Here is a 22,231-nt window from a genome sequence, read left to right as displayed (position 1 = left end):
ATAAAAAGATTAAATTATTTGGTTTTTTAATTGTCGCAAACCAGAAAAGCAACAACGCCGATAAGGGGTATAATCAGTGCTACACAAAAATTAACTCATGTAAAAAAATATGATTGATAATATCAGATCCTCAATTATTTAAATCACATCAGGTAATTGAAGAATGATAATGAATGGTTTTAGTTGATTATGTCCAACTCCTCTATAGTTTCTGTTAAAACCAGACTGAATCTGGCCTTAATTATCACCGTACTGGTGACCGGTGCTCTGGCTTTTGTTCAGGTTTATTCTGTTCAGTCTATTTTGCCTGTATTGATGCAGGAATTTCAGGCAAGTGCCGCTGCGATTGGTTCTACAGTAGGAGCCACCATTCTGGCTGTGGCATTTATGTCTCCGTTTTTAGGTATGATATCGGATGCATTCGGACGAAAAGTTTTTATTGTAGGTTCAATTGTTTTTATTGCTATTCCTACTCTTGAGTTATCTTTTGTTCACAGTATCAGTCTATTATGGTGGTTGCGCTTTGCACAGGGGCTGGCTGTTCCTGGCATAACTGTGGTTCTGCTGGCTTATATAGGCGAGGAGTTTTCCGGTAATGCGCGCATCAGGCTGATGAGTTTTTATGTTTCCGGTACGGTACTGGGTGGTTTTCTTGGCCGGTTTTTGATGGGATACCTGACCGAATTTATGGGCTGGCGGCATGCATTTATGGTAATGGGTGTTATCAGCGTAGTTGGAGCTATCTTGGTTTGGCGTAATCTGCCGGCATCGCAAAAATTTGAAGCCAAACCGCAAGTATCAACAGCACTGATTACTCTCTGGCACCATTTACATAACCGCTATGTTCTGGCTGCCAGTGCACTGGGATTTTGTGTACTGTTTTCTCTGGTTGGCTGTTTTACCTACATCAATCTCTATCTTGACCAGCCGCCCTATAATCTTTCCAGCTCGCAATTAGCCAATATATTTACTGTGTATTTAATCGGAATGGTTATTACACCACTATCGGCACGTTTAATCATAAAATTTGGTACTAATCTCACGGTTTTAATTGCAATGAGTTTGTCTATTATCGGGGTATTATTAACCTTGTTGCATCCGTTATGGTTGATTGTATTGGCACTTGCTATTATGAGTAGTGGTATTTTCATTACGCAATCCTCCACCATCACTTATATATCTGCCAATGTTACTGAAGGGCGTTCACTGGCTTCTGGCCTGTATTACATGTGTTATTATGCTGGTGGTTTTGCAGGTTCTCTGCTTTGTGGCCATGCTTTTGAGAGCGGTGGCTGGTTTATGACCGCAGTTACCCTGATTAGCGCACAATTGTTGGCTATATTGATTGGCGGGATGTTAATGCGCAAAAAAGGATGAACTGAAATACCATAAAACACCATTGCAAAGTGGTGTTTTATTTTGACAGTTTGCAGAATTAGTTTATATTGTTTGAAGTCTAATATGGCTTAGTTGGCGTAACCACACCGAGTTACCCAAACTAATCTCTATGCTACTCAATAGCATTGTTATGCTCTTCGTCTGGCTGTGGATAGTGAGCGAGCTATCTATTTAGGTTAGCTTTATATATTCTTCTGGTTGCTTAGTGCTTTATTGCTTTTAAACAGATTTCCGTTGCTCTACTGATGAATTACGTTAGAATCAGCTTATCTGTTTGTAAGGGGGTGAATCATGCAGCCATTGTCACATTATCCGTTTATTATTATCGGTGCTGGTCCCGTTGGTATGCTCGCCGCTCTGATGTTACAGCAGCAGGGGAAGCATGTATTACTGCTGGAAGCGCGTGCTGCTAACAGCCACTTAACTGACCAGCGCACACTGGCTTTGTCGTATCACAGTATTCAGGCTTTCCGGCGGGCTGGTGTGGATCTGCCTGATGAAACCTTTACTTTTATTCAGCAGGTGCATGTATCGCGCCAACAACATTTTGGCCGTGTATTGCTGACAGCGCAGGATATTAATTTGCCGTATCTTGGTGCCACAATTGATTATGCTCGGCTATTACATGCCTGTGAAAAGGCATTGCAAAAATATCATGTACCTGTGCAATGGCAGACTACTGTAGAGCAAGTACAAAGTACCGCGCATTGGGCTTCAGTACAATGTATATACCAGCAACAACAGCATATTCTGACGGCGCAATGGTTGATTCTGGCTGAGGGCGGTAATCTGGCGGCCAGCTTGCCGGATATTCGGGTGCGTAGCCATGACTACCGACAGCAGGCACTGGTAAATACTCTGAAATTTGAATCGGGTAATCAGGCTATTGCCTATGAACGTTTTACCCGAAATGGCCCTTTCGCATTACTGCCTTATGGTAATGATTTTCGTTTGGTATGGACTTGTACTCCCGAGGAAGCACAACAGCGCCAGCAGCAGGATGTGCATGCGTTTAATCAACAATTACAGGCTGTAATGGGAAACCGGCTTGGTCAATTGTGTCAGATGGGTATGCCGGTGACTTTTCCGCTGAAATTGCGTCAGCTTAATCAGGTGTACAGTCAACGGGTAATCTGTATCGGCAATGCAGCTCAAACCATGCATCCGGTTGCAGCTCAGGGATTGAATCTAGGGGTACGCGATGCGGAAACGCTCAGTGAGATATTGGGTAATGCTGGTTCGGCTGAGCTGGATAATACTGCTTTAGCCAGAAAGTATGCGCAGGCACGTGCATATGATGCTCGTGCAGTTGTTGGTTTTACCCACATTCTGGTACAGCTCTTTGATCATGCCCATAGCGGGCTGAAATATGGGCAAAGTCTTGCTATGGGCATTCTGGGCGCAATACCTGCATTAAGACACCAGTTTACCAGACAGCTGGTTTTCGGCCTGAACCAGCATTCCAGTTATCTGGTTAAATGACACTGTTTTATCAATATGGATAGTAATATGAGTAGTAAGCAGCAGTATGATTTTGATGTCATTATTCTGGGGGGCGGGCTAGTTGGCGCCACTCTGGCTCTGGCCTTGCTCCAGCAGGGTAAAAAAGTGTTGTTGCTGGAAAAAAAGCCGCCCCAAATCAATTTAAGCAGCCTGTCTCAGGCTTGGGATGCTCGTATTTATGCTGTCAGTCCAACTAACCAGCAGTTTTTAAATAAATTAGGTGTCTGGCCAGAAGAGCGGGTACAGGCAGTAAACCGTATACAAGTGTATGGTGATGATCATGGGCATATCAGCTTTGATACCACCAGTGTAAATGTATCCTGTTTAAATTATATGTTGGAAAACCGTTATCTGCTGGCAAAAATATGGCTGGCACTGGCAGAAAATGGCGTAACGATAGCAGAAAGCCGGCCACAGTCAGTTAAAACCGATGTCTGGTCGGCACAGATAACACTTGAAAATGGCAAGTCTTATCGTAGTCAGTTACTGGTAGGTGCGGATGGTGCTAATTCATGGCTGCGTGAACAGGTTGGCATCGAAGTAGGCGCTTTTCCTTACCAGCAGCAGGGGGTAGTGGCCAATTTCAGCACGGCAAAGCCTCATCATTGTTGTGCCTATCAATGGTTCCGTGATGGCGATATTCTCGCTTATCTGCCTTTACCACAACAACAGATTTCTATTGTCTGGTCAACTTCTAATGCAGAAAAGCTGACTATGCTGGCTGGGGAAGATTTTGCACGGCAGGTTGCTCAGGCTGGCCATTACACACTGGGCGAGCTAACGCTGACTACACCAGTATTCACATTTGATCTGATAAAACGTCAGCCAAAGACAGTTATCAGTCAACGTGTTGCTTTGATTGGCGATGCCGCGCACACTGTTCATCCGCTAGCTGGACAGGGTGTTAATCTGGGTTTTGCCGATGTGCAGTGCCTTAGTAATCTTCTGGCACAATCCAGTGATATAGGTAGCTGGTCATTGCTCAAGCAGTATCAGCGTTCCAGATTGCTGGCAGTACGTATGATGCAACAGGGATGTGATGGACTGTTCAGGTTGTTTGCCAATGATGATTTACCCGGCATAGGCTGGCTACGTAATCAGGGACTGAATTTGGTTGATTGTTCGGGGATGATTAAGAACAGGCTGATTCGTCAGGCTATGGGTTTATAACGATATTACCCAAATATTATATTCTCCCTAAACTTTCATACTAACGTTTTGGAAGTTAATTGTAATCTATTATTCAATAATTTAGAAACGTTAATGTTATTCTGAGCATGCGTTTGTTAATTATAAGTCAGGCATTAAATTTAGTAGTACTTTCCCAGTCAGTAAGGTTAATTTACTTATTACGCCGAGTTATATTTTAGTTTTTACTTCTTGCTTTTATAAATTATGTGATCAAAGCTTCTATTTAAAAGTTCGCGCTTGAAGATGTAAGAGTACTTACATCCATAATATTGAAAATCTTTGAGTGCTGAAAATGAAATATCCTCTCACTTCTATGGTTATTAATAATCATAAAAGTGAGAGGATATATTTGAATTAAAGGCCAATCAGATTAACTTAGCTTATTGAATAATACAATCACTCAGCATTGGTGTACCAGCAAATTCGCTAGCACCTGTACAAATCATATTGATTTTTTGACCTTTTTTCAGGTCGGCTGCTTTGTCGGCTTCGCTAGTGGCCAATTTCGCCTGAGGCATATCTATTTCAAATTCATCGCCAGCTTTAAGTACTACATATGGTTCATCTCCCAATCCGGCTTCAATACTGTTAATAGTGCCACTGATAGATAATTTTTTATCTTTAAATTTTTTATTTGCGGCCACTTCATTTGCTTTATAGGCTTTCAGTAACTCATTTGACGTAACTTTAATTAATGCTTCTTCATTTTCTGTTACATCGGTATGATTACCAGTAGTTGTTGCAGGGGCTGTTACATTTGAAGCTGCTGGAGCTGATGTTGCCGGAGCAGAAGAACGCTGATTTATTTCTGGTTTAGTATCGTTCTTACCAAATACAATGCCTAATATAATTAAAATAACAACAATAATTACAATCCATTTTACAGCGTTTTTCAAGTCAGATACTCCTGTACAAAATTAAATATTCTATTTGTTAATTTAAATATAATTAATATATATTTCGTAATATTAAAATATATTATCATTAATTATATTATATTAGTAAATGTATTGAACAGTTATTTTAGAGTTTTCTATAGTATAAATGTATATAAATTAACCTATCTACTTGTATGAGATTATAAAATAATATTTCATTCTGGATTTATTGCTAATGAGTGATTCGATTAGTTAAATATATTTTCTGATTTGTATCGTTTAATCGTGGTAATTTTTCAGACTGAGTCAGTTTGATATGGGTAGTTTGGCGTTAACACTAGAGCTGATTGTCGCAGTGATAGTAGTTATTCACAGTCTAGTATGATATGACGAAATAGGCAGAATTTTGTTCAGAAGCGTTTTGCGCAGTAATAGAAATCCTTATAGGCGCACAAGCTGGATTAATAAATAAATATTTAGAAGACTAGTGAAGATAAAATAAAAAAGACCAGCTCAAGCGGTCTTTTTCTGTTTTTATGGTGCCCGGGGCCGGAATCGAACCGGCACGGCCGTTTTAAGAGCCGACGGATTTTAAGTCCGTTGTGTCTACCAATTTCACCACCCGGGCAGGGCAGTAATCAATATTAATACACACTGTGCATTAAATTTATGTTGGAGGCGGGGGCACGGATTTAAACCGGCCTACACAGCTTTGCACACTGTGGCATAGTCACTCTGCCACCCCGCCATAAAGGCTATTTACTAGTATCTGGAGGCGGGAGTCGGAATCGAACCGGCGTACACGGATTTGCAGTCCGCTGCATGACCACTCTGCCATCCCGCCTTAAATATTTACTCAATCGGGTAGAGCAACTACTAAATCAAAATCTGGAGCGGGAAACGAGTCTCGAACTCGCGACCTCAACCTTGGCAAGGTTGCGCTCTACCAACTGAGCTATTCCCGCAGATTCACTTTATACATGTGAGCATGTTTTGTGGAGCGGGAAACGAGTCTCGAACTCGCGACCTCAACCTTGGCAAGGTTGCGCTCTACCAACTGAGCTATTCCCGCAGATTCACTTTATACATGTGAGCATGTTTTTGGAGCGGGAAACGAGTCTCGAACTCGCGACCTCAACCTTGGCAAGGTTGCGCTCTACCAACTGAGCTATTCCCGCGTTTCTCATTCGTGCTGAATGAAGAAGCAACATTATATCGATGAAAAAATTTGTGTCAAGGCTCTTGGCTAGTTTAATGAGGTGTTTTTTGCTTTCACTATGATTTTTTAGGATTTAAATTCTTTGGTAGCCATCTTCAAATAATAAAGCATTGACCAGATAGTCAGAATACAGGCAATAAGCATAAGAATATTTCCCAGTTTCCACAGCAGATTGGGTTCAGCCAGTGGGGGTGATGTCAGTAATAAAAGAAAAATAGCACCCATCTGTGCTGCGGTTTTGAATTTGCCCAGTTTAGCCACGGCAACACTGTTGCGTTTACCTAGCTGAGCCATCCATTCCCGCAAAGCGGAAATAGTGATTTCACGACCAATAATAATCATAGCAAATATGGCATAAGTGCGGCCGGTGGCTACCAGTAATATCAGTGCTACAGCTACCATTAGTTTGTCGGCAACCGGATCGAGAAAAGCGCCAAAATTGGATGTCTGTCCCCAACGGCGTGCCAGATAGCCATCAAACCAGTCAGTTATTGCGGCTGCGGCAAAAAAGCTGGCTGCCAGCCAGTTAATAATCTGGCGATCGCTAATCCAGTTTGCAGGCAAGTAAAATAATAAGGTAAATATAGGAATGATGAGGATACGCAACCATGTGAGCAATATCGGAAAATTCCAGGGCATAACGGGGTGTTCCTGACAGGTTATGATTTGGTTGGTTTACATGATACCTGTTTGAAAGCTTTAAGGTGATTTTTTATCACTAACTGACGTCTGCATCAGGGGCTGAATTTTAGTGTAGATTTAATTTTTACCTATATATCCGGTCGTTATTTGTGACTTATTGCAATTCAGGTATTTTGGCTGAGCTTTAATCTCGGGCGGTATCTAACATACTGCCCGAAATTAAAGACTGGATTATTTAACCATATCCTTGTATGCCGCATAACCTGCCGCATCCATTTCATCATAAGGGATAAACCGCAGGCTGGCTCCGTTGATGCAATAACGTAAACCGCCACGCTCCTGCGGGCCATCCGTGAATACATGTCCCAAATGTGAGTCTGCCTGATGGCTGCGTACTTCAGTTCGCTGCATGCCAAGACTGTTATCCTGATGTTCGCTAACTACTTCCGACTGTATCGGCTGGCTGAATGCCGGCCAGCCACAGCCGGAATTAAATTTGTCCCGCGAGCTGAAAAGTGGTTCGCCGCTGACAATATCGACATAAATACCAGGAACAAACAGTTCATCGTACGGATGGCTATATGGGCGCTCGGTGCCTGCGTTCTGTGTGATTTGATAAGCTTCTTCTCCTAGCTGCTGCTGTAAAGTTGCAGCATCCGGCTTATGAAAAGTTTTGGCATCATAAGTTTGAGTGGAAGTTGCAGTTTTGGGAAGCTCCGGCAAGGGCTCACGGGCTTTTTGCAGGTCAATATGGCAATAGCCTTGGGGATTTTTGTCCAGATAATCCTGATGATATTCTTCAGCCGGAAAAAATTGCTGCAGGGGCAGATTTTCTACTACGATTGGTGCTTGATAACGGCCTTGTTCGGCTTTGATTGCTGCCTGAATCACATCTCTGTCAGCAGTATCAGTATAGTAAATACCGCTGCGGTATTGGGTGCCAATATCATGTGCCTGACGATTCAGACTAGTGGGGTCTACGATACGGAAAAAATGGCGCAGTATGTCGGTTAAAGGCAAAACATCTGCATCGTATTCGACTTTTATAGTTTCAGCGTGACCGGTGTTTTGTTTACATACTTCTTCATAACTTGGATTATCGGTATGGCCGTTGGCATAGCCGGCCTGGGTGGCCAGCACGCCATTTAAACGTTTAAAATAGCCTTCCATGCCCCAAAAACACCCACCGGCAAGATAAATGGTTTTTATATTCATAATGTTATATTATATCCTTATGTGATGTATCCGTATATGCTAGCACTAGCCTGTATTGAATGAAAGATGTTGTTTTGCTTAATTATGTATGAGTGATATAAAATCTGTACTCGATTTTGGTTAATTCATGTATTGCTGCATTGGTTGAAGATTATATGAGTATTATTACTTATTTGCGTCCGGCGCGGCCGGAGGACTGTGAAGATATTTATAATGCTCATCGCTATGCGGTGCAATATACCTGCGCGCGCAAATATGATGAAACGGTGTTAAAAGCGTGGTTGTCATTATTGAATATTGAGAGTTATTTGCATACGATGGCAGATGTAAATAAAGCTTTGTGGGTTGTTGATTATAAGGGTCATATTCAGGGTTTCTTTCAGATGGATTTGGTTGATGCTCAACTGGATGCTTTATATATCCACCCGTTTGTGCATAATCAGGGGTTGGGAACAGCACTTTTGCAGCGTGCTGAAAGTGTTGCCAGTCGTGCTGGTTTGGGTATGCTGAAACTGTATGCGTCGCTGAATTCGGTTAAATTTTATGAGATCAATGGCTATACTTCGCTTGGTGAATGTGCCTTACCTCTCAATAATAAGGTTACGGTTAACTGTTTACTGATGCGTAAATATTTAACTGAGTAGATATTTATTACAAGGGTCTAGACTGGTATCTGAAATATCACCAATGGTGTGAACGGTGGGTTTTGCGGATTTTTGATTCGGTATCATTATTCTGCATGTTTGTTCAGTAAACTGTGCCAATTCTCGGAATGCGTATCTTTATTAATCCACATATAAATAATTAATAAATCAGAACTTTTAATCCGGCTGAATTAATCGGTTGTGGTGAATTTATTAGCGTCCGGGATTATTCTTTAATTTTATTGATTGATTTTATTAATTAATTTTTGATTTTTGTTTGTATTGCCATTCATGTGACAGCTATGTGCCACTTGAAATATTATTCATTTGTTGTGGATTGCCTATTTTTTAATCAATAAAAAATACATGATAAAAATCAGTAATATATTGTAGTTATCCCCATATTTTACCTAAAGTTTTGCGCTGGATTATGTGCACAGGTGGATAAGTCAGCAATAATTGTTTATATTGTTTTGTTATAAAAATAAATGAGCTTGCCAGCCGTAGTAGTGCCTGCCACAATAGCTATTTAATTCAATCAATATTAATTTGCATTTGTATGAAATGTCCCTTTTGCCAGCATCATAATACACAGGTGATTGATACGCGTTTGAGCGAATGTAATAACAGTATTCGTCGTCGTCGCCGTTGTTTTGCCTGTGACAGTCGGTTTAGTACGCTGGAAGTGGTGGAAATGCGAATGCCGCTGATTATCAAGCGTGCTGGGGAAAAGGTGCTTTTTGATCCGGCCAAGCTTTATACCAGTATTAGCAGGGCATTGCATAAGCGGCCAATGGATCGGGAAAGTATTGAAAATGCTGTAGCCGAAATCGAGACTAATCTTTACCACATGGGGGTCAAAGAAGTTCCCAGTCATATGATTGGGGATATGGTTCTTAATTTACTGGCTAAACTGGATGAGGTTGCTTATGTGCGCTTTGCGTCTGTGTATAAGAGCTTTCACGATGTTTCGGAGTTTACGCAACTGATTGCAGCATTACAAAAGGTAGATTAAAGGTATTTATTCTGTCAGGCTATTTTGGACCTGTTCGCTGCATTAGCTGCTAATTCTTGTTATACTTTGTAACCATTGTGCCTTGTCATGAAAGCTTGAATATATCATGTTGAAATCTCGTTTATGGTTGTTTGGACTAATCGCTTTGCTAGGTTTAACTGCGTGTACGCAAAAAGACACTTCTGTGACGATGGATGCCAGTGATACTCAGGTCGCAAGCAGTGATGTATCCGCTGCTGCCGCTACATCTACCCAGACGCTAACCAGTAAGGATGGCAAGCTCAGTATTGTGGTAGATGGAGGTTTTGTTGATGTAATGGATAGCGCACAGGACTGGATAGATCAGGCACAGGTAAATAACCTTACTTTGTTGCAGCATGATGATGGCAGTAATATTACCTTGGCAGTTAACAATTTGGGTGCGATAAAAATCAAGGCAGATGAATATTTCAAAAATTTGGCTGATAGCCTGAAAAACAATGCAGACATCAGCAACACTAAGGTAGGTATTGCTACCGAAAATCGGATGAACTACCGTTTCAGTCATCAGCAAAATGGCACTTTACTAAATGAAAGTTGTGTTGCTCTTGTTGGAAATAATAATCTTTATTCAGTTTGTGCCAGCAGTGAGAGTGCCAGTGATGCTGCGCTTGCTGCTACGTTGAAAACCATTAATGTACAGAACAGTTAAAAATGAGCTTTTCTGAGCTTGATAAAAAATTCATGCAAACCGCCCTTGAGCTAGCCTGGCAAGGGCGGTTTTCTACCAGCCCAAATCCGCGTGTAGGCTGCGTGATTACACGTGGTGAGCAAATTGTCGGTGAGGGATTCCACGTGCGGGCAGGGCAAGCACATGCCGAAGTGCATGCATTACGGCAGGCTGGGCAATTGGCACAGGATGCTACTGCCTATGTCACTTTGGAGCCTTGCAGCCATACCGGCCGCACAGGCCCGTGTGCTCAGGCTCTGATTGATGCTCATATCAAGCGCGTGGTTGTGGCCATGAGTGATCCTAATCCATTGGTCAAAGGTAATGGATTAAGCATATTGCAACAGGCTGGTATACAGGTTGACTGTGGTTTGTATACACGGCAGGCACGTGAACTGAATCTGGGTTTCTTATCCAGGCTGGAAAGACACAGACCTTATATCAGGCTGAAAATCGCTGCGAGTCTCGACAGCAAGACAGCATTGAGTAATGGTTTGAGCCAATGGATAACCGGTGAAGCTGCACGTAATGACGTGCAGACATTACGTGCTGAAAGCTGTGCAGTATTAACGGGTATCAATACTATACTGGCAGATAATCCACAGTTAAATGTGCGGCGTTTTTCTGCATTGCGACAGCCACTACGTATCATTCTGGATAGTAAGCTGCGTATCACTCCAGCTTATCAGGTGATTCATGATGTGAATAGTCCTACCTTGATTGTTACCACGGTTAGCGACAGTGTTAAAAAAGCTGTTTTTGACCCTTATCCACATGTTTCCATTCTTACAGTGCCAACCAATCAGCATGGCCAGATTGATTTGCAAAAATTATGGCCTGCTTTGGCTCAACGCGATATTGGTCTGATACTGGTTGAAGCGGGCTCCATCCTGAATTCTGCTTTACTTGCTGCTGATGCCGTAGATGAAATAATTTATTATCAGGCTCCGAAAATTCTCGGAGCAGCAGCACGCAATGCTATTGAGTTAGCGGAAAATCCACAGGCTTTAATCGATTCTGAATGGCAGACAGTGACGGTAGAGGTTTTGGATCAGGATTGTCGCTGGTCATTACGTCATCAACAAAGTACGGAGTGGTTAACAGGAGCGGTGGGATAAGGTTTGTAACTGGGCTGTTTATTCAAACAATCTCTACTTTATATAAAAACAGTGCTGAAAATAAACTATCGTTGTGTAACAATAAGCCTCATTGCTTGAGTGCTTCATTTATGTAACATCATATTTTTAGCATCATTGTTGATATTCTATTGGTATTTTAAAACAAAGGCTTCGCCATGCGTATTTTATTAACGGGTTCAAAAGGTCAGGTAGGTAGTTGCTTAAGAGACAGATTGCCGGAAAGTTGGGAATTGATTGCCAGTGACTCGCAGACACTGAATATTACTGACGCACATAATGTGCTCAATATGGTGAAAACTTTTGAACCGGATGTGATTATAAATGCAGCAGGTTACACCAAAGTTGATGCCGCAGAAACCGATATAGCCAAGGCTTTTGCAGTGAATGCAACAGGAACATTGAATCTGGCTCAGGCTGCCCGGGCAATTGGCGCACGCCTGATTCATCTGTCTACTGAGCAGGTATTTGATGGCCATCATCATGTGATTCTGACAGAAAATATGGCACCCAATCCACTGAATGTATACGGACACAGTAAGCTGGCAGGAGAGTTACTGGCTTTAAACGCACACGTAGATACCGCTGTTATTCGTACTTCATGGGTATACAGTGAACATGGACACAATTTTGTCAAAATCATGTTGCAAAAAGGATTAGAAACATCGACTATTCGCGTGGTAGACGATCAGATTGGCTGTCCCACCTATGCAGGAGATTTGGCTGAAGCCATTATCCGCCTTGCTGCATTAACGAATCCTGCGCGCGGATTAATGCATTTTGCTGGTAGCCAGCAAATGAGTTGGGCAGATTTTGCCCAGCGTATTTTTGCTGAAGCTGCTGAAATTGATGAGCGTTACAAACAGGTCAAAGTTGAGCGGATTGGCACTGCTGATTATCAGTCAGCAGCCAGACGACCAGAGTTTGGTATTCTGGATAGCCGTACTTTGCAAAATCTGCTTCCGGAGCCAGTAGTCGATACACCTTTAGCGCACATTGTTGCTAAGCTACTGGATTAAAAGTATGTACAAAAAAGCGGGTTACTCGATAACCCGCTTTTTAATGCCTGATAGCATTACTTTTGTGTACGCATATCATGGTGCTCAATAATAAAGCCAGCATCCCGATACGTACGAAAACGCTGTCGTGCAGCAGCTATTTCATCCAGATCAGTACTTACCAGCTCCAATACTCGCTCTGGTATCTGCGGAGCATCACACCAATAAACATCCGCCAGATTAATAACCACCCAATCTTTCTGTATTGTTGGTAAATCTGTGCCATGAGCCAGTAATACCAATTGCCCGGCAATCAGCTGTGGTTGTTGCGGTGACCAGATTTCATGTGGGATGAAACTAGTGGCCTGAAACGACCACAGAGCTTGATCAAACCGACTCATACTGCTTTCATCTTCTAACCAGATCAGAACGCTTGCTCCACTTTTATATACTTTTTGAGTCAGCCGGCAAGTAAAAGAGACTGGATCAGTGATATGAGTATAAAAAGTAGTAGTGGCCATATCGTCTCAAATTCAGGATTGCTGAATCAGATATTCAAGCAGCAGCGGAACAGGGCGGCCTGTAGCACCTTTATTGTTGCCTGAATGCCAGGCTGTACCAGCAATATCCAGATGTGCCCATGGATAGGCTTCGGTAAAACAGGACAAAAATGCCGCAGCAGTAATCGTTCCGGCAGCACGTCCGCCTATATTCTGCAAATCAGCAAAATTGGATTTTAGCTGTTCTTTGTATTCGTCGAATAAAGGCAATTGCCAGGCTTTATCATTAATACTGGCAGCTGCCTGTAATATCTGATCGATAACTGACTGATTGTTGCCCAGTACGCCTTGCGCAACATGCCCCAGTGCAATGATACAGGCACCAGTTAATGTGGCCACATCGATTACTGCTTTGGGCTGGAAACGTTCAGCATAGGTAAGAGCATCACACAAAATCAGCCTGCCTTCTGCATCGGTATTCAAAACCTCAATATTCAAGCCATTCATGGCTTTAATAATATCACCCGGTTTGACTGCATTACCGGAAGGCATATTTTCACAGGCAGGAACGACGGCTACCAGATTCAGTGGCAGTTTAAGCTTGGCAGCAGCTGCAAAAGTACCAATAACAGCAGCAGCACCACACATATCAAATTTCATTTCATCCATCGCAGCACCCGGTTTAAGGGAAATACCGCCGGAATCAAAAGTGATACCTTTGCCTACCAGAACCACCGGTTTATCTTCAGTATTCGGCGCGCCGTGATATTGCAGTTCAATAAGATAGGCACCGGCGGAACTGCCCTGTGCCACTGCCAGTAAAGCATTCATACCCATTTCCTGAATATCGGCTGCGGCCATAATTCGTGCACTGGCACCCACATCAGTAGCAATTTTGGCAGCAGAAGAGGCCAGATAGGCCGGGGTGCATAAATTACCAGGTGCATTACCCAGATCTTTACAGATATTCATACCATAAACAACAGCTTCACCTTTGCTCAGGTATTCATTTACTGCGTGAACAGTGTGGTAATTAATATATTCAAGTGATGTTGGTTTGGAATCTTTTTTAAACGCATCAAAGTGATAAACAGCTTCGCCCACCGCAATCGTAAATGCCTGTACCCATTGTTGTGCCAAGACTTCAGACAATAAACTCAAATCTACATTAATCCGGGTTTGCTCTTTGGCCCAGCTGGCAGCCGTAGCAGCCAACTTTTGCAGGCTGGCATAGTCTTCTTTTTCTATGCATACTACAGCCAAAGCCTGTACATGGTTCAGTTCAACTGTATGTGTGGCAATAAAATCTTTCTGTTGCTGCTGTAATTGCGACAATAAAGTACCAGCTACAGGATTGTTGTGTTTACTGTTTGCAGTACAGACAATAAGTAAAGAACTATTGTTTTGCGGCTGCAATTGTTCGGTTTTTATGCTAAATTCCATCTTTTCCTCTCCCATTATAAGGGCGTTGTATATATTCTGGACGAATCATGCGTTAGCTGATTTTGGATCCCCCTATTGTAACGCAGGCTGTCACTAAAATACCGGCAGTTGCACATGTGTTTATTATTTTATGATTTATCAACGCCAATTTATTAAAGAATTATCATGGGCTGCCGTTGGCATTTTCGTGATTTTGCTGATAGTACTGGTGGCTACGCAAGCAATTAACCTGCTGGGCAGGGCTGCCAGCGGCCGCGTAGCTATTGATGCAGTAACCGCATTAATTGGGTTCTGGACAATTGGCCTGACACCTGTATTACTGATTTTAACTGCCTATATCAGCATTATTACGGTACTTACCCGTTACTGGCGTGATAGCGAAATGGTTATCTGGCTGTCCAGTGGCTTATCATTAAGAAACTGGATTTATCCCTTAATGAAATTTGCTCTTCCGTTTGCAGTTCTGGTAGCAGTAGTCTCGATGCTGATTCAGCCATGGGCAGAGTGGCGTAGCCGTGAATTTGCAGAATTGCTGAAACAGAAACAGGAAATGTCATTACTGGAGCCGGGGGTATTCCGCGAAATAGGCAAAAGCCACCCACGGGTTTATTTTATTGAATCATTTGACCCTGACAGCGGCCGTGCCAGCAATCTGTTTGTACGGGAAAAGGAAAAAAATGGCAAAGACAGTACGATTTTTGCCAAACGTGGCGAGTTCAAACAGGATGGAGAAAAACGTATTCTGACTCTGGAAGATGGTTTCCGCTACTATGGCCAGCCTGGACAGGCAGACTATCAAAGGGCTTCATTTGACAAAATGACTCTGGTCATCAGCGTCAATACAATGGTTATCGATCCAAAACAAAACCGGCACACCATTCCCACTGCTGCACTATTTGCCAGCGATAAAGCCATTTACAAGGCAGAACTGATGTGGCGTTTATCATTACCGATCAGCGTAATCGTACTGGCTTTGCTGGCCTTGCCACTATCGTATTTTAATCCGCGTACCGGTCATACTTACAATATCCTGATTGCGATTGGTGTATTTTTAATTTACCAGAATGGACTAACCTTTTTACGGGATTTGGTGGAAAATGGTCGTATTCCGCTTTGGCTTGGCATATTGCCTATGCATCTTTTGATGTTTCTGGTGTTTTTATTCTTATTGAGTTGGCGCAATCGTCCATCTGCGCCATTTAAAACAGCATTTACATCATTACTCGGAGGCCGCTCCTGATGCGTTTGCTTAATCGCTATGTAATTAGCCAACTGTCCATTTGCACTTTGTATGCATTGCTGGCACTGGTAAGCTTATACAGCTTCTTTGACATTATGGGTGAAATCAGCCACGTTGGTGATGGGCGTTATACTGCCAATAAAATGCTGTATTACGTTTTATTACTGATTCCCACACATGCTTATGAGCTTATGCCTCTGGCTGTGCTGGTAGGTGCACTGGTATGTCTGAATCAGATGGCCAGCGACAGTGAATTTACCGTAATCAGAACTTCTGGTATCAGCTTGGCCAGCATTATTGGCATGATGTTGCAGTTTGGCTTGCTGTTTGCCATTATTGCTGCGTTACTGGGTGAATATGTTGTACCTAAAACCGGCCCTTATGCAGAACAGTATCAGTTGCATGCCCGTCAGAACAGCATTAGTGCCGGAGATAGTGGTATCTGGTTGAAGCAGGGGCATGATATTGTGAATGTCGCTGAAATGTTACCTGACGGCAGCTTAAAAAACATCAGCATATATCGCCATGATGAACAGTTCCATTTAACAGAAACTTTGCATGCATCCAGTGCCAAGGTTGATTCTCATGCCCAGCAGGGTAAAAAATCGAAGTGGCATTTGCATCAGGTAGACCAGTCTGTTCTGCAAGAGCATCAGATAACAGTAAATCATCTGGGAAATCTGGATTGGCACATGTCCATCAATCATCAGTTGCTTAATATATTGCTGGTAGCGCCTGAACAGATGTCTATTCTGGCACTGTCGACTTATATCAAGCATTTGAAAAATAATCACCAACAGACTACCCGCTACGAACTGGCATGGTGGCGTAAAATTGCCTATCCATTGGCCTGTATCGTTATGGCACTGGTAGCACTGGCTTTTACACCACAGCAGAACCGTGGCGGAAATATGGGCTTGAAACTTTTTTATGGAATCTGTTTAGGACTGTTATTCCATTTTTCAGGGCGGTTGTTTGGATTTACCAGTCAGTTATATGGGGTACCAACCCTGATTGCCGCATTTCTGCCTACATTGTTATTTTTATGTCTGGCTGTATACCTGATTAGACGGCAAGAAAAGCGGTAATATCCTGCTACATGCTCTAAGTGATTTTATTAACTTCAAATTTAGATATAGATGAATTAATTCCTAAATACTTTTCAATAGAATATCAACAAACGGTAGACGGTAAAAAGACTTGCTTTAGCGAATTTGCATCACATATAAAAGTGTTGCTTAGATTGATAAAACAATTTGATATCACCTTGATGCTATTTCTGAATCGGCTAATCAGGTTCATACACATCATTTTGTAAAAACATCAAAATTGATAATGGTACTAGCCAATTTGAAGCTTTTGCTTGATTTGTTATTGAAAAAAATTACTGCCTGCAATGATTTAACCTATCAATTAAACGGCTATATAAATAATCAGCAACTAGGTTCCCGGCATTAAACTTTATCGTAGATGGATTAAGATTCAGTTAATTAAATTATTCTCCATCAAATATTATCTTTAAATTATTTCATATAGAGGTATACAGCAAATTTGCAATTTGGATAGAGTATATATAAAAAGGCATATGAATATTTTTAAAGAGCAGGTGCGTATTTCAGGCAATATTAATGCGTTAATACAAATATTGTTATTAGTGTTTGAGTACAAATTTTTATCATATTAATAAAGTTAATTGATTTACCGTTGTTTATATTTGTTTGCTGCCGTAGAGGTCAGATAACACATTAGATAGATTATAAATTGAATTAAATAAAGCACTCTCTAGCTTACTAACAGGCAAACGCGGAACAGATAATGCCATGCATAATTATTTCAGTAATACTTTCAAATGGATATACACAGCCAATATAAACGTAAATGCCTAATAAAGTAATTTATGCAATTTTTTCTGTTCATCTGCTTCAGTCAAAATGCCAGCATTTTGTAATAGCTGAATATAAGTAGTGATATAGCCATATTGTGCTTCTGCCAATTTCTGTTCGGCATCGGCTTTGGCCTGTAATGCCTGTAATTCGTCCAGATTACTGCGTACACCTACTTTACGGCCTAATTGAGTAGCTTGTAATTTTACTGTATTGGCTTTTAATAACTGTTGCTGCGCCTGAATCTGATACAGATTACCTAATGTGGTTTGATACGCCTGAGTAATATTCAGTTCAATTTTACGTTCAGTAGCTATTAATAAAAATTTATTTTGCTGTTCTCTGGCTGCTGCTTCTTTAATTTTGCTGTGAATCAAGCCACCACTGAATAAGGAGGCTGAAAGCTGAACTGTTACGATACCGCCTTTACTGCGAGTGCCATGATTCATACCATAAAACTGCTGAATCTGATGGTTGTCCTGATAGCCGCCATTAAGCGTTAGTTTTGGCCAGTTCTCTGCTTTAGCAGCAATATAAGCTTGCTTGGCATTTTCCAATGCCAGCTTTTGCTGCTGCCATTCAGGATTATTTTTTTGCGCCAGATTTATCCAGTCTGCTTTACTTGATTTACCAAGTAAATCGCCAAAATCAGTATTTTTTAAACGCTTAATTTTCTTCGGATCCAGTCCTGTAATATTAGCCAGATTATTTTGTGCTACCAGCAGATCTGTCATCGCACTGACTTTTTTTGCCCGGGCAGCTTCATAGCCTGCTTGTGCCTCATTGGTATCTACAATAGTAGCTGCGCCCTTATTAAATAAGGCTAGTGCTTGCCTGATCTGCATTGCATAGGCTTCTTTTTCTTTTTCAATTGAAACCAGCTTGTCTTCAATCAGCAATACCTGAAAATAAGCATTGGCTACTTTAAGCAGCAGATCTTCTTTCACATTTTCCAGCTGCCAGTCGGCCATGTTAGCGGTAATTTTACCTTGCTGGTATTGTGCCCATTTGGCTTTATCAAACAACGCCTGACTTGCCTGTACATTCCAGCCGTGTGTCTGGGTAGTACTGGACAGGGAGGAGGGCTGTTTCTGATAGATATAATTAGTATTTACCTGTGGCAGTAACGCTGCTCGTGTTTGTACCAATTGCTCTTTATGAGCATCCCGCTCATTTTGAGCTGCTGCATATTCTGCTGAATAACTTATTGCAGCCTGCCAGGCATCAAACAAATCGAATGCCTGTGCAGTTGTAGAGATAATACCGCAGCCAATAAGAATAGAAACAGCTTGCCAAGTACCAATACGAATATATTTTTGCATCAACGTTCTCGCATACTTTCATCAACTTTAGTTTGTAGCGGGCTTAACAAATAAGTGATAACGCGACGCTTACCGGTTTTAATCTCAGCGGTTACATTCATACCCGCTGTTAAATTAACCTTTTTACCATCTACCATTAGATAATTTCTGTCCATAACAATGGTCGCAGCAAAAACCAGTCCCAATTTTTCATCTTCAATCGCATCAAAGCTGACATGTTTTACTTTACCGGTTAAATAGCCATAACGGGTATAAGGGAAAGACTCAACTTTGATAACAGCATCTTGGCCAGCCTTAATAAAACCAATGTCTTTATTTGGCACCAATGCCTCAATTTCCATCTGATCCTGATCAGGTACGATTACCATAATCTGTTGAGCCGCCGTGACCACTCCGCCCACAGTATGGGTGGCAAGCTGTTGTACCGTACCATCAACTGGCGACTTTAACGTCATTAACTGTTTGCGCTGCAATGCTTTGTCTGTCGCTTCAGTAAGTTGCTGGATTTGCTCATTTGCCTGTCGCAGCTGATCAAGCGTATCGCGTTTGAGCGTATTAGTTTGTAACTGACGATTCTGCTCGGCTTCACGTATACTTTCCTGAATCTGCCGAAGCTGGCTGCGCTGGCTGGCTAAATCATTTTTATTCTGAATATACTTGCTTTGCTGTTCATAATAAGCGTGTTTGGAAACAAAGTTCTGCGCCAGCAAATCTTTGTAATCTGCTGTACGGCTCTGCTCAATAGCCGTGGTTTGTTCAAGTTTGCTCACCTGCGATTGAGTTCCCTGAAGCTGTGCCTGATGTTCGCGCAACACTGTCTGTAACTGGGCATCCTGAGTAAACCATGTTTGAAACTGATGTAATGCCAGCGATTGTGCTTCTATAATCTGCTCAGGATTAAGATGCCATTGTGCAGCCAATTCCCGATCCAGTTGAGGAGGTTGATGCGTGTCCACTGCACGGATAACTGCTTCCAGACGCAATTTATTTAAACGGGCGGCCTGTAGGGATTTTTCCGATTGCGCATAGTCACTATCGGAACCGATACCACTTAACTGAACCAGTATCTGGCCACTCCTTACGTGGTCGCCATTTTTGACTGCAATTTTGTCGACTACTGAAGTTTCCAGTGGTTGGATTATCTTACTGCGCCCACCGGGAGTGGTTTTACCCATAGCAACAGCAACAATATCCAGCTTGCCAATTAATGCCCATAAAAGCGCAATAACAGCAAACAATATAATCAGGCGTGCAGTCCATTTGGGGGCAGCGGAAAGAGGTGTTTCCGTTAATTCCAGATGTGCCGGTAAAAAAGCACGCTCGTCTTCATCGCGTTTAGGCGGGTCGAGCTGAAAACGGACAGACCAAACATTTTTCCACACCGTAGTATAGCGGTGCAGGAACTCTTTAAAAGCTTGAAAGCGAATACCCATAATCTATTTTCTTATTCTGGTTTCAATTTAGCTATTCTGGAGCTGATATAAGTAGCGATAGTAACCGTGCGGCTTAGCGAGCAACTCCTGATGAGTTCCTTCTTCTACTATACTGCCTTTATCCATGGCAATAATGCGATTGGCCATACGAACAGTAGAAAGGCGATGGGCAATAATCAAAACTGTGCGGCCTTTGCAAATAGCCTGCATATTTTGCATAATGGCTCGTTCGGATTCATAATCCAGCGCACTAGTTGCTTCATCCAAAATCAGAATCCGCGGATTTCCTACCAAAGCCCGAGCAATGGCAACACGCTGCTTTTGGCCGCCAGACAGCCCTGCACCCTGTTCACCAACTATAGTGTCATAGCCTTCTGGCAGTTCCATAATAAAATCATGGGCACCAGCCATTTTGGCAGCATACATTATTTTTTCCAGAGGCATCCCCGGGTCGGCAAGTGCTATATTGGCGCGGATACTCTGATTAAGCAGTACATTTTCCTGAAGTACTACACCCACCTGACGGCGCAACCATGCCGGATCAGCCAGCGCCAGATCATTACCATCTACCAATACTCGTCCACGCTCTGGCGTGTATAAGCGCTGCACCAGTTTGGTTAAGGTAGATTTGCCAGAACCGGAACGTCCGACAATACCCAGAATTTCACCTGGCTTAATCTGCAAATTTAAGTCACGCAGAATTTCTGCACCATCCGGACGATAGCGGAAAGAGATTTTTTCAAATTCAATCTGGCCTTTGATATTCGGCAATGCCACGCGTGAAGTAGGATTTTCTGTCGGGGTATTTAAAATATCGCCAAGGCGGGAAACAGAAATACCCACCTGCTGGAAATCCTGCCACAGCTGTGCCAAACGGATAACAGGTGCCGCAACTTGACCTGCAAGCATATTAAATGCAATTAACTGACCCACTGTCAGCTCACCTTTAATCACCAGATGAGCACCCAGCCATAAAGTAACAACTGTCACCAGTTTCTGAATCAGCTGCACACCCTGTTGGCCAATAGTAGCAAGGCGGGTAACGCGGAAACCAGAGCTAACATAAGCAGCCAATTGTTGATCCCAGCGTCTGGTCATTTGAGGTTCAACCGCCATAGCCTTAATCGTACCGATTGCTGTTACTGATTCAACCAAAAATGACTGATTATCAGCATTTCTGGCAAATTTATCATTCAGCCGCGAGCGTAAAATAGGGCTGATAGTTGCAGACCAGATGTAACTATCCCTTAAAATAGTACAGCTCTGAAGTAGAAAATTCTCTTTATTAACCCACAGAGGATTTAATCATGAAAAAAATGACTGAACATCAAATCGTATCTATTTTAAAAGAAGCTGAAGCCGGTATTCCTGTTAAAGAACTTTGCCGTAAATATGGCATCGGCAACTCGACTTTTTATAAATGGCGGCAAAAATACGGTGGTATGGAAACCTCCGATATCAAACGTTTAAAGGAGCTGGAAGCTGAAAACCGTAAACTTAAGCAAATGTTTGCCGAGCTCAGTTTAAAATCTCAGCTTCAGGAGGAAATCATAAAAAAGCTATAGTGCCTACCAAGGCACGTAAAGCTTGGGCTGTGCAATTACAAGAAAGTCATCCTGTTACTATTGCTATGAGCTGCGCAATTGTTGGCTTAAGCCGCTGTGCTTACTATTATCAACCTAAATTACCGGATGACTCGGTGATTGTGTCAGTACTCAGTGCTATCACTGACAGGCATTTACGCTGGGGCTTTCCCAAGTGTTTTAATCGTATCAGAAAGCTCGGCTATAAATGGAATCATAAACGGGTGTATCGGGTGTATTGTGAATTAAAGCTTAATCTCAGGGTAAAGCGTAAAAAAT

At 42.2% G+C, this 22,231-nt stretch carries 16 protein-coding genes, 6 tRNA genes and 4 pseudogenes; 12 read left to right on the top strand and 14 right to left on the bottom strand.

Annotated features, from left to right (window positions below):
• The first annotated feature begins 189 nt into the window (after positions 1-189).
• The 3 genes from BGI33_RS06910 to BGI33_RS06900 all read left to right on the top strand — a co-directional run bounded on the left by BGI33_RS06910 (position 190) and on the right by BGI33_RS06900 (position 4,071).
• Positions 190-1,377, top strand: a complete 1,188-nt coding sequence (locus BGI33_RS06910) for an MFS transporter (protein ID WP_100090534.1) — start codon at positions 190-192, stop codon at positions 1,375-1,377.
• A gap of 312 nt (positions 1,378-1,689) precedes the next feature.
• Positions 1,690-2,880, top strand: a complete 1,191-nt coding sequence (locus BGI33_RS06905; protein ID WP_100090533.1) for an FAD-dependent monooxygenase — start codon at positions 1,690-1,692, stop codon at positions 2,878-2,880.
• 27 nt (positions 2,881-2,907) lie between these two features.
• Positions 2,908-4,071 (top strand): FAD-dependent oxidoreductase, encoded by a 1,164-nt coding sequence (locus BGI33_RS06900; RefSeq protein ID WP_100090532.1) that lies wholly within the window; start codon positions 2,908-2,910, stop codon positions 4,069-4,071.
• A gap of 401 nt (positions 4,072-4,472) precedes the next feature.
• Here the strand turns inward: BGI33_RS06900 and BGI33_RS06895 are convergent, their stop codons facing one another.
• From BGI33_RS06895 to msrAB, 9 genes and pseudogenes are all read right to left on the bottom strand, one after another.
• A complete protein-coding gene (locus tag BGI33_RS06895; RefSeq protein ID WP_100090531.1) occupies positions 4,473-4,988 on the bottom strand; it encodes an OB-fold protein in 516 nt (171 codons plus the stop codon).
• A gap of 519 nt (positions 4,989-5,507) precedes the next feature.
• Positions 5,508-5,598 (bottom strand) — tRNA-Leu (locus tag BGI33_RS06890).
• A gap of 45 nt (positions 5,599-5,643) precedes the next feature.
• A tRNA-Cys gene (locus BGI33_RS13110) sits at positions 5,644-5,718 on the bottom strand.
• A 22-nt stretch (positions 5,719-5,740) separates the two neighbouring features.
• Positions 5,741-5,814: transfer RNA gene (locus BGI33_RS06885), tRNA-Cys, on the bottom strand.
• A gap of 45 nt (positions 5,815-5,859) precedes the next feature.
• Positions 5,860-5,935: transfer RNA gene (locus tag BGI33_RS06880), tRNA-Gly, on the bottom strand.
• A gap of 31 nt (positions 5,936-5,966) precedes the next feature.
• A tRNA-Gly gene (locus BGI33_RS06875) sits at positions 5,967-6,042 on the bottom strand.
• Between the two features lie 30 nt (positions 6,043-6,072).
• Positions 6,073-6,148, bottom strand: a tRNA-Gly gene (locus BGI33_RS06870).
• Positions 6,149-6,255: 107 nt separating this feature from the next.
• The gene (gene pgsA, locus BGI33_RS06865; protein ID WP_100090530.1) at positions 6,256-6,828 is read right to left on the bottom strand and encodes a CDP-diacylglycerol--glycerol-3-phosphate 3-phosphatidyltransferase; all 573 of its coding nucleotides are present in this window, start codon (positions 6,826-6,828) and stop codon (positions 6,256-6,258) included.
• 234 nt (positions 6,829-7,062) lie between these two features.
• Positions 7,063-8,049: pseudogene (gene msrAB, locus BGI33_RS06860) on the bottom strand (bifunctional peptide-methionine (S)-S-oxide reductase MsrA/peptide-methionine (R)-S-oxide reductase MsrB); the annotation flags it as partial.
• Between the two features lie 152 nt (positions 8,050-8,201).
• Between msrAB and BGI33_RS06855 the strand changes: the two are divergent.
• From BGI33_RS06855 to rfbD, 5 genes are all read left to right on the top strand, one after another.
• Positions 8,202-8,690 carry a GNAT family N-acetyltransferase gene (locus BGI33_RS06855; RefSeq protein ID WP_100090528.1) on the top strand — a complete coding sequence of 163 codons (489 nt, stop codon included), beginning with the start codon at positions 8,202-8,204 and terminating at the stop codon, positions 8,688-8,690.
• Positions 8,691-9,249: 559 nt separating this feature from the next.
• Positions 9,250-9,705, top strand: coding sequence for a transcriptional regulator NrdR (gene nrdR, locus BGI33_RS06850; protein WP_100090527.1), 456 nt, complete (start codon positions 9,250-9,252; stop codon positions 9,703-9,705).
• A 106-nt stretch (positions 9,706-9,811) separates the two neighbouring features.
• Positions 9,812-10,396 (top strand): cytochrome C, encoded by a 585-nt coding sequence (locus BGI33_RS06845; protein WP_144235384.1) that lies wholly within the window; start codon positions 9,812-9,814, stop codon positions 10,394-10,396.
• 2 nt (positions 10,397-10,398) lie between these two features.
• On the top strand, positions 10,399-11,532 hold the full coding sequence (ribD, locus tag BGI33_RS06840; RefSeq protein ID WP_100090525.1) for a bifunctional diaminohydroxyphosphoribosylaminopyrimidine deaminase/5-amino-6-(5-phosphoribosylamino)uracil reductase RibD: 1,134 nt from the start codon (positions 10,399-10,401) through the stop codon (positions 11,530-11,532).
• A gap of 176 nt (positions 11,533-11,708) precedes the next feature.
• Entirely contained in the window at positions 11,709-12,569 is an 861-nt protein-coding gene (rfbD, locus tag BGI33_RS06835; protein WP_100090524.1) for a dTDP-4-dehydrorhamnose reductase, read from the top strand.
• A gap of 56 nt (positions 12,570-12,625) precedes the next feature.
• Here the strand turns inward: rfbD and BGI33_RS06830 are convergent, their stop codons facing one another.
• Positions 12,626-13,069: a DNA polymerase III subunit chi gene (locus BGI33_RS06830; protein ID WP_100090523.1), complete on the bottom strand. Its 444-nt coding sequence runs from the start codon at positions 13,067-13,069 to the stop codon at positions 12,626-12,628.
• 12 nt (positions 13,070-13,081) lie between these two features.
• On the bottom strand, positions 13,082-14,491 hold the full coding sequence (locus BGI33_RS06825) for a leucyl aminopeptidase (RefSeq protein ID WP_100090522.1): 1,410 nt from the start codon (positions 14,489-14,491) through the stop codon (positions 13,082-13,084).
• A gap of 130 nt (positions 14,492-14,621) precedes the next feature.
• Here BGI33_RS06825 and lptF point away from each other — a divergent pair, with 130 nt between their 5' ends.
• Both lptF and lptG read left to right on the top strand, forming a co-directional pair.
• On the top strand, positions 14,622-15,731 hold the full coding sequence (gene lptF / locus BGI33_RS06820) for an LPS export ABC transporter permease LptF (RefSeq protein ID WP_100090521.1): 1,110 nt from the start codon (positions 14,622-14,624) through the stop codon (positions 15,729-15,731).
• A complete protein-coding gene (gene lptG / locus BGI33_RS06815) occupies positions 15,731-16,819 on the top strand; it encodes an LPS export ABC transporter permease LptG (protein WP_100090520.1) in 1,089 nt (362 codons plus the stop codon). The genes lptF and lptG overlap by 1 nt, the downstream gene beginning before the upstream one ends.
• A gap of 794 nt (positions 16,820-17,613) precedes the next feature.
• On the opposite strand, the gene BGI33_RS06810 is transcribed toward lptG, so the two are convergent.
• The 3 genes and pseudogenes from BGI33_RS06810 to BGI33_RS06800 form a co-directional block, all read right to left on the bottom strand.
• Positions 17,614-18,936, bottom strand: coding sequence for a TolC family protein (locus BGI33_RS06810; protein ID WP_100090519.1), 1,323 nt, complete (start codon positions 18,934-18,936; stop codon positions 17,614-17,616).
• The gene (locus BGI33_RS06805) at positions 18,936-20,363 is read right to left on the bottom strand and encodes an HlyD family type I secretion periplasmic adaptor subunit (protein ID WP_180297024.1); all 1,428 of its coding nucleotides are present in this window, start codon (positions 20,361-20,363) and stop codon (positions 18,936-18,938) included. Before BGI33_RS06805 ends, BGI33_RS06810 begins: the two co-directional genes overlap by 1 nt.
• Positions 20,364-20,396: 33 nt before the next feature.
• A pseudogene (locus BGI33_RS06800) lies at positions 20,397-21,602 on the bottom strand (ATP-binding cassette domain-containing protein); the annotation flags it as partial.
• Positions 21,603-21,676: 74 nt separating this feature from the next.
• Between BGI33_RS06800 and BGI33_RS06795 the strand changes: the two are divergent.
• Positions 21,677-21,899 (top strand): annotated as a pseudogene (locus BGI33_RS06795) (transposase); the annotation flags it as partial.
• A gap of 250 nt (positions 21,900-22,149) precedes the next feature.
• Positions 22,150-22,231: pseudogene (locus BGI33_RS14210) on the top strand (hypothetical protein); the annotation flags it as partial.

Source organism: Snodgrassella alvi (genome assembly GCF_002777425.1).
Lineage (GTDB): Bacteria > Pseudomonadota > Gammaproteobacteria > Burkholderiales > Neisseriaceae > Snodgrassella > Snodgrassella alvi_B.
This window is presented reverse-complemented; position numbering and strand designations above follow the sequence as displayed.

Bases quoted from the DNA above. Each gene is read 5' to 3' on its own strand.
- BGI33_RS06910 (WP_100090534.1), top strand. From the start codon at position 190: ATGTCCAACTCCTCTATAGTTTCTGTTAAAACCAGACTGAATCTGGCC.
- BGI33_RS06905 (WP_100090533.1), top strand. From the start codon at position 1,690: ATGCAGCCATTGTCACATTATCCGTTTATTATTATCGGTGCTGGTCCC.
- BGI33_RS06900 (WP_100090532.1), top strand. From the start codon at position 2,908: ATGAGTAGTAAGCAGCAGTATGATTTTGATGTCATTATTCTGGGGGGC.
- pgsA (WP_100090530.1), bottom strand. From the start codon at position 6,828: ATGCCCTGGAATTTTCCGATATTGCTCACATGGTTGCGTATCCTCATC.
- BGI33_RS06855 (WP_100090528.1), top strand. From the start codon at position 8,202: ATGAGTATTATTACTTATTTGCGTCCGGCGCGGCCGGAGGACTGTGAA.
- nrdR (WP_100090527.1), top strand. From the start codon at position 9,250: ATGAAATGTCCCTTTTGCCAGCATCATAATACACAGGTGATTGATACG.
- BGI33_RS06845 (WP_144235384.1), top strand. From the start codon at position 9,812: ATGTTGAAATCTCGTTTATGGTTGTTTGGACTAATCGCTTTGCTAGGT.
- ribD (WP_100090525.1), top strand. From the start codon at position 10,399: ATGAGCTTTTCTGAGCTTGATAAAAAATTCATGCAAACCGCCCTTGAG.
- rfbD (WP_100090524.1), top strand. From the start codon at position 11,709: ATGCGTATTTTATTAACGGGTTCAAAAGGTCAGGTAGGTAGTTGCTTA.
- BGI33_RS06830 (WP_100090523.1), bottom strand. From the start codon at position 13,069: ATGGCCACTACTACTTTTTATACTCATATCACTGATCCAGTCTCTTTT.
- BGI33_RS06825 (WP_100090522.1), bottom strand. From the start codon at position 14,491: ATGGAATTTAGCATAAAAACCGAACAATTGCAGCCGCAAAACAATAGT.
- lptF (WP_100090521.1), top strand. From the start codon at position 14,622: ATGATTTATCAACGCCAATTTATTAAAGAATTATCATGGGCTGCCGTT.
- lptG (WP_100090520.1), top strand. From the start codon at position 15,731: ATGCGTTTGCTTAATCGCTATGTAATTAGCCAACTGTCCATTTGCACT.
- BGI33_RS06810 (WP_100090519.1), bottom strand. From the start codon at position 18,936: ATGCAAAAATATATTCGTATTGGTACTTGGCAAGCTGTTTCTATTCTT.